General features: G+C 66.8%; 9 protein-coding genes. 4 read left to right on the top strand and 5 right to left on the bottom strand.

What is annotated here, in order from left to right; genetic code table 11:
- The first annotated feature begins 8 nt into the window (after positions 1–8).
- Together aroC and ribB are read left to right on the top strand one after the other, a co-directional pair.
- A complete protein-coding gene (aroC, locus tag GGC47_RS09165) occupies positions 9–1,127 on the top strand; it encodes a chorismate synthase (RefSeq protein WP_142021927.1) in 1,119 nt (372 codons plus the stop codon).
- A 200-nt stretch (positions 1,128–1,327) separates the two neighbouring features.
- Complete coding sequence (gene ribB, locus GGC47_RS09160) at positions 1,328–2,608, top strand: 3,4-dihydroxy-2-butanone-4-phosphate synthase (protein ID WP_038359548.1); 1,281 nt, start codon at positions 1,328–1,330, stop codon at positions 2,606–2,608.
- 97 nt (positions 2,609–2,705) lie between these two features.
- Here the strand turns inward: ribB and GGC47_RS09155 are convergent, their stop codons facing one another.
- The gene (locus GGC47_RS09155) at positions 2,706–3,635 is read right to left on the bottom strand and encodes a histone deacetylase family protein (protein WP_142021926.1); all 930 of its coding nucleotides are present in this window, start codon (positions 3,633–3,635) and stop codon (positions 2,706–2,708) included.
- A gap of 230 nt (positions 3,636–3,865) precedes the next feature.
- Here GGC47_RS09155 and GGC47_RS09150 point away from each other — a divergent pair, with 230 nt between their 5' ends.
- Positions 3,866–4,462 (top strand): L,D-transpeptidase, encoded by a 597-nt coding sequence (locus tag GGC47_RS09150; protein WP_112765274.1) that lies wholly within the window; start codon positions 3,866–3,868, stop codon positions 4,460–4,462.
- A 148-nt stretch (positions 4,463–4,610) separates the two neighbouring features.
- Here the strand turns inward: GGC47_RS09150 and GGC47_RS09145 are convergent, their stop codons facing one another.
- The 4 genes from GGC47_RS09145 to GGC47_RS09130 all read right to left on the bottom strand — a co-directional run bounded on the left by GGC47_RS09145 (position 4,611) and on the right by GGC47_RS09130 (position 8,529).
- Positions 4,611–4,820 carry a hypothetical protein gene (locus GGC47_RS09145; protein ID WP_038359543.1) on the bottom strand — a complete coding sequence of 70 codons (210 nt, stop codon included), beginning with the start codon at positions 4,818–4,820 and terminating at the stop codon, positions 4,611–4,613.
- 215 nt (positions 4,821–5,035) lie between these two features.
- A complete protein-coding gene (locus GGC47_RS09140; RefSeq protein ID WP_142021925.1) occupies positions 5,036–6,415 on the bottom strand; it encodes an aspartate aminotransferase family protein in 1,380 nt (459 codons plus the stop codon).
- A gap of 149 nt (positions 6,416–6,564) precedes the next feature.
- Positions 6,565–8,028, bottom strand: coding sequence for an amidase (locus GGC47_RS09135; protein ID WP_185747946.1), 1,464 nt, complete (start codon positions 8,026–8,028; stop codon positions 6,565–6,567).
- A gap of 36 nt (positions 8,029–8,064) precedes the next feature.
- The gene (locus GGC47_RS09130) at positions 8,065–8,529 is read right to left on the bottom strand and encodes a MarR family winged helix-turn-helix transcriptional regulator (RefSeq protein WP_038359540.1); all 465 of its coding nucleotides are present in this window, start codon (positions 8,527–8,529) and stop codon (positions 8,065–8,067) included.
- A gap of 204 nt (positions 8,530–8,733) precedes the next feature.
- On the opposite strand from GGC47_RS09130, the gene GGC47_RS09125 reads away from it, so the two are divergent.
- Entirely contained in the window at positions 8,734–10,359 is a 1,626-nt protein-coding gene (locus GGC47_RS09125; RefSeq protein ID WP_142021923.1) for a long-chain-fatty-acid--CoA ligase, read from the top strand.
- The last annotated feature ends 198 nt before the right edge of the window (positions 10,360–10,557 follow it).

Here is a 10,557-nt window from a genome sequence, read left to right as displayed (position 1 = left end):
AGGCTCCCATGTCGCATAACAGCTTCGGCCATCTCTTCCGTGTCACCACCTTCGGCGAGAGCCATGGGCCTGCCATCGGCTGCGTCGTCGATGGCTGCCCGCCGCTGATTCCGCTGACGGAAGCCGATATCCAGGGTGATCTCGACCGGCGCCGGCCCGGCCAGTCGCGCTTCACGACGCAGCGCCAGGAGCCGGACCAGGTCCGCATTGTCTCGGGCGTCTTCGCGCGTGAGAGCGACGGCGCGCAGGTGACGACGGGCACCTCGATCGGGCTGATGATCGACAATGTCGACCAGCGCTCGAAGGATTATTCCGACATCAAGGACAAGTACCGGCCCGGTCACGCCGACTACACCTATGACGTCAAATACGGCATCCGCGACTATCGCGGCGGCGGTCGCTCCTCGGCGCGCGAGACGGCGATGCGCGTCGCGGCCGGCGCCATCGCCCGCAAGGTCGTGCCGGGCATGGTGGTGCGCGGCGCCCTCGTACAGATGGGGCCGCACAAGATCGACCGCGCCAATTGGGATTGGGAGGAGGTCGGCCGCAACCCGTTCTTCTGCCCGGACGCAAAGGCCGCCGCCTTCTTCGAGAGCTATCTCGACGGCATCCGCAAATCCGGCTCCTCGATCGGCGCCGTGCTGGAGATCGTGGCGGAAGGCGTGCCGGCAGGGCTGGGCGCGCCGATCTACGCCAAGCTCGATTCCGAGATCGCGGCCGCGCTGATGAGCATCAACGCGGTGAAGGGCGTCGAGATCGGCGAAGGCTTCGGCGCCGCCGAACTCTCCGGCGAGGAGAATGCCGACGAGATGCGCGCCGGCAATGACGGGCGCCCGCTCTTTCTCTCCAACCATGCCGGCGGCATCCTCGGGGGCATCTCGACCGGCCAGCCGATCGTGGCGCGTTTTGCCGTGAAGCCGACTTCCTCGATCCTGGCGACGCGCGCGACCGTGACGCGGACCGGCGGCGAGGCCGAGATGTTCACCAAGGGGCGCCACGACCCCTGCGTCGGCATCCGCGCCGTGCCGGTGGGCGAGGCGATGGTCGCCTGCGTGCTGGCGGACCACTATCTGCGCCACCGCGCGCAGGTCGGCGTGGTCGAGCCGCGCTGGCCGTTCCAGGAGTGACATCGCCGTCATTCTCGGGCGAAGCGAAGCGCAGACCCGAGAATCTCTGGCCGAAAGGGGCTCTGGTACGAGAGCCTTCCTCGTCATGAGATGCTCGGGGCAAGCCCGAGCATGACCGCCAGAGAACTTGCATTTCAGCAATACTGAAAATGCATCGTTCCTTCATTGCGGATGAAGTCGTGCCGTATTAGCTTGCCGGCATGAAGCTCGACGCCTGGCTCCGGCAGAACAAGATCGCGCGCAGCGCCTTTGCCAAGCAGGTCGGCCTGTCGCCGGCCAGCGTGACGGCGCTGTGCAACGATCCGGCTGCCTGGATCTCGCGGGAAAGCGCCGAGCGTATCGCCGCCGTCACGGGCGGCTCCGTTACCCCCAATGATTTCCTCGGCCTGTCCGGGCCGCGCGAGGCTGCCATGTTCAACAATGTCACCGAGACCATCGAAGCCTTCGCCCGCGGCGAGATCGTCATCGTCACGGATGACGACGATCGCGAGAATGAGGGCGACCTCATCGTCGCAGCCTCGCTCTGCACGCCGGAGAAGATGGCCTTCATCATCCGCAACACCTGCGGCATTGTCTGCGCGCCGCTGACGGCGAGCGAGGCGCGGCGCCTGCGGCTCGACCCGATGGTCTCCTCGAACGACGCGCCGCTCGGCACCGCCTTCACCATCACGGTCGACGTCAAGCATGGGCTGACCACCGGCATCTCGGCCGAGCAGCGCACCAACACGGTTCGCGCGCTCGCCAACGGCAATATGGGCGCCGCCGATTTCGTTCGGCCCGGCCATGTCTTCCCGCTGATCGCCAAGGATGGCGGCGTGCTGATGCGCTCCGGCCATACCGAAGCCGCCGTCGATCTGTGCAAGCTCGCCGACCTGCCGCAAGTCGGCGTGATCTGCGAGCTCGCCAATGACGACGGCACGGTGATGAAGGGCGCGCAGATCGCCGCCTTCGCGCAGAAGCATGGCCTCAAGCAGATCACGGTGGCCGATCTGATCGCCTACCGGCAGTTGCGCGAGAAGCTCGTCGAGCGGGTGCATTCCTTCCCGGTCAAGACCGCGTTCGGCGAGATGACCGGCCATGTCTACATCACGCCCTTCGACGACACGCAGCATTTCGCCTTCGTGATGGGCAAGCTCGGCGATGGCGAGAAGGTGCCGGCGCGGCTGCATCGCGCCGATGTCGTCGCCGATGTGCTGGGGGGCGCGAGCTCGATCCAGTGCGCATTGCGGCGCTTCCAGCAGGACGGGCGGGGCGTGCTGATCTATCTGCGCGACGGCACCGCCGGCGTGCCGATCAAGAGCGTCGAAGAGGAGGGCTCGGACGCGCTGCGCAGCCAGCAATGGCGCGAGGTGGGCCTCGGCGCGCAGATCCTGCGCGATCTCGGCGTCGCCTCGATCGTCAACCTCGCCTCCTCGCCGCGCTCCTTCGTGGGCCTGAGCGGTTTCGGTATCGAGATCGCGGATACGCAGCCGTTGGAGTGAAAGCGCGCAGCCATTTTGGCGGTCATGCCCGGGCTTGACCCCGGCATCTCGAGACGAGATGGGCCCCGTACCGGAGGCTGCCGGACGGGGAGCTTCGTCAGCTGCCCATCAGCGCGCCAACATGCGCGGCCGTCGATGTCGCGAGGCCTTCGAGATCGTAGCCGCCCTCCAGGACCGAGACGAGGCGGCCGCTGGCGTGCTTGTCGGCGAGATCCAACAGCTTCTGCGTCGCCCAAGCGAAATCGCCCTCGCGCAGGTTGATGTTGGCGAGCGGGTCGCGCCAATGTGCGTCGAAGCCGGCGGAGACGATGACGAGATCGGGTCGGAAGGCCTCGATCCGCGGCAGGATCGCGACCTCGAAGGCCTCGCGGAATTGATCCGAACCGTCGCCGGGCGCGAGCGCGGCATTGACGATGGTGCCGTGGCTGCCGCGCTCGGATGGGGCACCGGTGCCGGGATAGAGCGGCATCTCGTGCGAGGAGGCATAGAGCACGCTGGCATCGTCCCAGAAGATGTCCTGCGTGCCGTTGCCGTGGTGAACGTCCCAGTCGACGATGGCGACGCGTTCGGCGCCATGGACCTTCTGCGCGTGCCGGGCCGCGATCGCCGCACTGTTGAAGAAGCAGAAGCCCATGGCGCGCTCGCGCTCGGCATGGTGGCCGGGCGGGCGCATGGCGCTGAAGGCGTTGCGCGCCTTGCCCGACATCACCTCGTCTACCGCCATGATGGCGCCGCCGACGCCGCGCAAGGCAGCCTCGGCCGTGCCGGGCGACATGGTCGTGTCGGCGTCGAGCTGGACGAAGCCCTCCTGCGGGGAGGCGTCGAGGATCGCCTGCACATAGGCCGGCGGGTGGCAGAGCGCCACTTGATCGATCGTGCCGAGTGGCGCCTCGAGGCGAATCAGCGGCGCGAATCGCTCGGCTTCGAGGGCGCGCTCGATCGCCCGCAGCCGGTCGGGCCGTTCGGGGTGGCCCGGGGGCATGGCATGGAGCAGGCTGGCGGGGTGGGTGATGAGGAGGGTCGTCAAAGGTCTCTATCCGGTGGCGGCGCCATTCAAGCGCAAAACCGTGACCACTTTGCCACGTTCATCGCTGTTGCGGCCGCCATGTCCGGAACAAGATTGCGCCATGCCCGTTTGGAGCCTAGTTCTGCGCGCGACCATCGCTCCCTGCGCCTTGCAGGCCAAGCATCGGCGATACGAAGCGTTAACGTTTGATTCATCATAAAGGCTGCCTGCGGGTCGCTCGGGTGGGGACTATGAAGAAGACCGTTTTCGTTGCCTTGGCGCTGTCGGCCCTTCTGGGTGCCTGCCAGTACAAGAGCGTCGCCGCTCCGGAGCTCTCCGCCCGCGACGCCGAATATATCGCGCTGGTTCCGAAGTTCGACACCTATCTCCCCTATCTCCCCTACGAGATCAGCGATCCGACCGGCCAGCCGCCCGGCACGATCTACATCGATACCAAGGAAAAGTTCCTTTATCTCGTGCTGCCGAACAAGAAGGCGATCCGCTACGGCGTCGCCACCGGCGACGAGGCTTATGGCTGGACCGGCGAGGCCGTGGTGCAGCGCAAGGCCGAGTGGCCGCGCTGGACGCCGCCGGCCGAGATGGTCAAGCGCTGGCCGCATCTGAAGCCGGTGGCGGGCGGTATGAATGGCGGGCCGGAAAATCCGCTCGGCGCGCGCGCGCTCTACCTCTACCAGAACGGCCACGACACGCTCTATCGCATCCACGGCACCAACGAGCCGGAGACGATCGGCCGTTCGGCCTCCTCCGGCTGCATCCGGATGCGCAATATCGATGTGATCGACCTGTTCAACCGCGTTCCGGTCGGCGCCAAGGTGGTCGTGATCTGACGCTCTGCGCGATCGCATTTTCGATGGCGGGTGCCTGTGGCGCCCGCCATTTTTGTTTTCAGCTCCTGCCGAACAGAAAAAGACCGGCGGGAGAGGCTCCGCGCCGGTCAGTTTATTGGGTCAAAAGAGAGTCTCGAAATAGGAGGTCTCAGTCGTCGAAACCGTGGCGAAGGACGCCGGGCAACTCTGCCCTGCGCTCATCGTCCAACTTCCTCAACGCAGGTGAGCTCTGCCGGGTTCCGGCCGCAACGGCCTGAATCGCGATCGGGCGGAAACGCGATGCATAGGTCTCACGGGCGGAGGCGTCGTGAAAGCCCTTGCGAGATTGGGTCTGGGAACGCGCGTCGAGGTGAATCATGGCTCCTGACTTCACTGATGGTCCGATGTCGAAAGGCTTTCGCCTGCCGACCCAAGGGAGCCTGATGCGGGATCGGGACGGCGGCAGGGCGCGATCGTGATCCATTCAAGGCAATTTGTGCCGGCTCATCACATTCGGCCATATTGCTGAACGAATCGGAAAGGGCCGGGCGCCTGGCGCCCGGCCCTTTGCTATTTGTCGCGGAGCCCGAGTCGTCAGGCCGCCAGCAGCCCTTCGCCCTTGGCCCAGGCCAGGGTCTTGTCGAGGGCGCGCTCGCAGCGGTCGAACATCTCGTTGATCTCCGCCTCGGAGATGACGAGCGGCGGGCAGAAGGCGAGACGGTCACCCATGGCGCGGGTGATCAGGCCTTCCTGCAGCGCGAAGGAGACGGCCTTGGCGCCGACGCCCTTCTTGACCTCGAAGGAGGCCTTGGTCTGCTTGTCCTTGACCAGCTCGGCGCCACCGATCAGGCCGACGCCGCGCGCCTCGCCGACGAGGGGGTGCTCGGCGAGCTTGTCGAGGCGGCGCAGGAAGGTCGGAGCGACCTTGGCGACATGGTCGACGATCTTTTCGCGCTGGTAGATTTCCAGCGTCTTCACCGCGACGGCGCAGCCGACCGGGTGGCCGGCATAGGTGTTGCCGTGGCCGAAGGTGCCGATCTTGCGGCTCTGATCGACGAGAACGTCGTAGATCTTGTCGTTCATCATCACGGCGCTGAGCGGGAAATAGGCCGAGGTGATCTGCTTGGCGAGCGAGATCGAGTCGGCCGCCATGCCGTAGGTCTCGGTGCCGAACATCTTGCCGGTGCGGCCGAAGCCGGTGATGACCTCGTCCGAGATGAAGAGGATGTCATATTTGGTGAGGACGGCGTTGACCTTCTCGAAATAGCCCTCCGGTGGGATGATCGCGCCGCCGGCGCCCATCACCGGCTCGGCGATGAAGGCGGCGACCGTATCCGGCCCCTCGCGCAGGATCATCTCTTCCAGCTCGGCGGCAAGGCGCGAGGAGAAGTCCTGCTCGCTCTCGCCGGGCTCGGCGAAGCGGTAATGGTGCGGGCAGGAGGTGTGCAGGATGCCCGGCAGCGGCAGGTCGAAATCGATATGGTTGTTCGGCAGGCCGGTCAGCGAGGCCGAGGCGACGGTGACGCCGTGATAGCCCTTCAGCCGCGAGATGATCTTCTTCTTCTGCGGGCGGCCGAGCGCGTTGTTGAGATACCAGACGATCTTGACCTGGGTGTCGTTCGCATCCGAGCCGGAGGCGCCGTAGAACACCTTGGAGATCGGGACCGGGGCGATCTCCTTCAGCTTCTCGGCCAGCTCGATTGCCGGGTCATGGCTGCGGCCGCCGAAGATGTGCGTGAAGGGCAGCTTCTTCATCTGCTCGTAGGCGGTCTCGATCAGCTCCTGGTTGGAGTAGCCGAGCGAGGTGCACCAGAGCCCCGCCATGCCCTCGATATATTCCTTGCCGGTCGAATCGTAGACGTAGATGCCCTTGCCGCTTTCCAGCACCAGCGGGCCGTTCTCGCGGTGGGTCGCGAGATTGGTGTAGGGATGGACGAGGGTCTCGATGTCCCTGACGGCGACGTTCGACAACATGATGGGGCTCCCGGTCCCTGTTGAGAATACTTGCCACCATACGCCTGAATGTCCGCAAATGTTGAGCGATTTCGGCGCAGGGGACCGCAGACTCTGCTGCAATGCGCCCGGCGGCGTAAAGGCCTGCGGCCCGGCGCGTGAACGGCGCCTCAGCGCGCGAGCGGCGGCGGGGTGAAGCGACTTCCGGCCTCTTCCAGCATGGCGCCGACGGCGATCGCGGTGCGGTCTTCCCCGAAGGGCGCGATGATCTGGACGCCGAGGGGCAGGCCCTCACGCGATTGCATGACCGGCGCGCAGAGCGCCGGCAGGTCGGCGCCGGTGGCGGGTGCGGCCCAGAGCAGAAAATCGAGATAGGGGCGCGGCTCTCCGTTCACGATCAGGCGGCGGGCATGGATGTCCGGGCCGTGATCATGCGGGATCGCGGCGACGGGGGCAGGCGGGCAGAGCACGACATCGTAGCGCGTGAAGAAGCGGGCCCATTGCCGCTTCTGGGCCAGACGGCGCTGGGCGAGCTGGTGGTAGAGGCCGGGCGTCATCCGGGCGCCGCGCGCCTGCAGCGCCTGATGCGAGAGGTCGCCCGGGCTGAAGCGCGAGGCCTGCGCCTGGATGCGGGCGCGCACCTTCGGCGGCAGGCCATAGGCGACGACGGCGTGGTTCAGCAGCGCGTAGACCTCGAAGGCATCGGCAAGGCTGACCGAGGGCCGGGCCGTCTCGTCGATGATGGCGCCGCCTTCGGCCAATCGGCGAGCGGCCTCGCGCACGGCCTCGGAAACCTCCCGGTCGACCGGCGCGAAGGAATCCTCGGCCCAGAGCGCGACACGCAGGCCCTTGGCGCTTCGGGCTCGCGGTTCCGGCAGGGGCGGGCAGGCAAGCACGACGTTACGCGGACCGGCGATCACCGGCAGGATGAGGTCGAGGTCCTCGGCCGCGCGCGTGATCGGCCCAGCGACCATCAGATCGACATTGCGCGCGGTGCGCCGTTCGGGCGGTGGCGGGATCGCACCCCAGGTCGAGACCAGCCCCCAGCTCGTCTTCAAGCCGAAGACGCCGCAAGCATGGGCCGGCCAGCGGATCGAACTGCCGAGGTCGGAACCGAGCTCGAAGGCGCTCATGCCGGTCGCGACCGCGACCGCCGCGCCGCCGGAGGAGCCGCCGGGAGAGCGGGCCTCGTCCCAGGGGTTGTTCGTCACGCCATGGGCGGGATTGTAGCTCTGGAAATCGCCGGAGAAGACCGGGACATTGGTCTTGGCCATGATGACGGCGCCGGCGGCGCGCAGCCTTGCGACTGCCGCGGCATCCTCGGTCGGGACGCGCTCGCGATAGGCCGGCAGACCGCCGGAGGAGGGCAGGCCGGCGACGTCGAAGGCGTCCTTGATCGTGATCGGCAGGCCTTCGAGCGGGCGCGCGGAGCCGGCGGCGATGCGGGCATCGGAAGCCTTGGCCATGGCGCGGGCCGCCTCGCGATCCTCAGCCACCACGGCATTGAGGCGCGGGTTCAGCGCGTCGATGCGGGCGAGGCTCGCCTCCAGCAAATCGGCGGCGCTGAAGCGCCGGGCCAGAAGCGCCTTGCGCAACGCGGTCGCGGATGCGGTCAGGTCGATGGTGGCAGGCACGGCAGCAACCTCACGCGGCATCCTCGGGGCGTATCGTCAGGGAGCATCCGCGGCGCGGGCGAGATCGCGCCAGAGCACGATGAGGCGGTCGAGCTCGGAGAGTTCCTGCGGCGCGAGCTTGCCCAGCGTGCTCGCGACGAAATCGCGCTGGATGGCGATCCCCCTCTCGGCGAGGCGGCGGCCTTCCGGCGTCAGGTGCATGGCGTAGGAGCGCCGATCGCCGGCGATGGCGCGGCGCTCGACCAGTCCGGCCTGCACCAGCCGGTCGACCAATCCGGAGACGTTGCCCTTGGTGACGTAGAGCCGTTCGGCCAGCTCGCTCTGGCTGATGCCTTCCTGTTCGGTCAGCGTCGAGAGCAGGTCGAATTGCGGAATCGAAAGGCCGATGGTGCGGATGCGCGCCGTGATCTGCGTCAGCATGCGCTGGTGCAGCCGCATGACGCGGAACCAGACGCGGTCGGCCTCGGACGAGGCTTGCGGCACGGGCTTGGTCGCTGACAAAAAAGCATACCCCGACGAATGACGGATCAGACCTAAACCATCTCGACCGGTCAGGCGAGATCGCCATGCGTCTTACCTTACGCAAAGTGGAGGTCACGCTCCTGGGTGCTGCACCGGACCGGGCGTCCGAAGGGCTCACTTCACTTTCCGCGGAAGCCGTCGCTATCCTGCCGGCAAAACAGATGACGCCCGGGAGAAACGACCATGCTCGGCCTGATGCAGAACTGGCCCCTTCTGCTCCATCGCATCATCGACCACGCCGCCATCCAGCACGGCACGCGCGAGGTCGTCACCCGCGCGATCGAGGACGGAACGCTCCGGCGCCGTCCCTATGCCGAGATCAGGAGCCGCGCGCTGCGAGTGGCCAAGCGCCTGCAGCGCGAAGGCATCGGGATCGGCGACCGCGTGGCGACGCTGGCCTGGAACAGCGACCGCCATCTCGAGCTCTGGTACGGCATCAGCGGCATCGGCGCGATCACCCATACGGTCAATCCGCGGCTGTTCCCGGAGCAGATCGCCTGGATCGTGAACCATGCCGAGGACCGGCTGATGTTCCTCGACCTGACCTTCGTGCCGATGATCGAGGCGATTCAGGAGAAGCTGCCCAGCATTGCGCGCTTCATCATCCTCACCGATGCGGCTCACATGCAGCCATGCACGCTCAGGGGTGCGGTCCCCTATGAGGAGTGGCTGGCCGAGGCCGACGATGATTTCGCCTGGGCGGATTTCGACGAGAACACGGCGGCCGGGCTCTGCTACACCTCGGGCACGACAGGCGGGCCGAAGGGCGTGCTCTATTCGCACCGCTCGAACGTACTGCACGCGCTGGCCTGCGCCGCGCCGGATTATATGGGGCTGTCGTCGCGCGACACGGTGATGCCGGTGGTGCCGCTCTTCCATGCCAATAGCTGGTCGCTGGCCTATTCGGCGCCGATGACCGGGGCGAAGCTGGTGATGCCGGGCGCCAAGCTCGACGGTCCCTCGCTGCACCAATTGCTGGAGGATGAGGGCGTGACCATGACCGCGGCGGTGCCGACGGTCTGGCTCGGGCTTTTGCAGCATCTGGAGGCGACGAACGGCAAGCTTTCAACGCTGAAGCGCGTCGTCATCGGCGGTTCGGCCTGCCCGCGCGCGATGACGGAAGCCTTCGAGCGCAAATACGGCGTCACCGTCGCCCATGCCTGGGGCATGACCGAGATGAGCCCGCTCGGCTCCTTCTGCTCGGTCAAACCGGTCTATCAGGAGCTCGAGGGCGAGAAGCTCTACGATCTCAAGGTCAAGCAGGGCCATCCGCCCTTCACGGTGGAGTTCCGCCTCACCGACGATGCCGGGCGGGACCTGCCCTGGGACGGCAAGACCTTCGGCCGGCTGAAGGTGCGTGGCCCAGCCGTGGCCGGCGCCTATTTCAAGCGCGATGAGGAGATCCTCGACGATCTCGGCTTTTTCGACACCGGCGATGTCGCCACCGTCGATCCTGCCGGCTACATGCAGATCACCGACCGCTCGAAGGACGTGATCAAATCCGGCGGCGAGTGGATCTCCTCGATCGATCTGGAAAACCTCGCCGTCGGCCATCCCGACGTGGCGGAGGCGGCGGTGATCGGCGTCGCCCATCCGAAATGGGACGAGCGGCCGCTGCTGGTGATCGTGCCGAAGGCGGGCCGCACGCCGAGCAAGGACGAGATGCTCGCTTTCATGACCGGCAAGATCGCGAAATGGTGGCTGCCGGACGATGTCGTGCTGGTCGAGGCCATTCCGCATACCGCAACCGGCAAGATCCAGAAGACGGTGCTGCGCGAGATGTTCAAGGATTACCGGCTGCCGGGGTGACAGGGAGAGGCCGCAACGCAAAACGGCGCCCTTTCGGGCGCCGTGTCGTTATCGTGGATGTAATGCGGCTAGGCCGCGTCTGAGGTCCTCAGAACTCTTCCCTTCCGGTGTCGATGGCGCGGCCATTGGCGACCTTGCGGGGGGCTGGGGCGGTCCGGGACTGGACGAAGGCGGCCTCGGCGAGCTGGCGCAGCCGCG

This window comes from Allobosea sp. OAE752, assembly GCF_050433265.1.
In the GTDB taxonomy this organism is placed as follows: domain Bacteria; phylum Pseudomonadota; class Alphaproteobacteria; order Rhizobiales; family Beijerinckiaceae; genus Allobosea; species Allobosea spartocytisi.
This window is presented reverse-complemented; position numbering and strand designations above follow the sequence as displayed.

Excerpts from the sequence above, each read along its gene's own strand:
- aroC (WP_142021927.1), top strand. The coding sequence starts at position 9 with ATGTCGCATAACAGCTTCGGCCATCTCTTCCGTGTCACCACCTTCGGC.
- ribB (WP_038359548.1), top strand. The coding sequence starts at position 1,328 with ATGAAGCTCGACGCCTGGCTCCGGCAGAACAAGATCGCGCGCAGCGCC.
- GGC47_RS09150 (WP_112765274.1), top strand. The coding sequence starts at position 3,866 with ATGAAGAAGACCGTTTTCGTTGCCTTGGCGCTGTCGGCCCTTCTGGGT.
- GGC47_RS09145 (WP_038359543.1), bottom strand. The coding sequence starts at position 4,820 with ATGATTCACCTCGACGCGCGTTCCCAGACCCAATCTCGCAAGGGCTTT.
- GGC47_RS09140 (WP_142021925.1), bottom strand. The coding sequence starts at position 6,415 with ATGTTGTCGAACGTCGCCGTCAGGGACATCGAGACCCTCGTCCATCCC.
- GGC47_RS09125 (WP_142021923.1), top strand. The coding sequence starts at position 8,734 with ATGCTCGGCCTGATGCAGAACTGGCCCCTTCTGCTCCATCGCATCATC.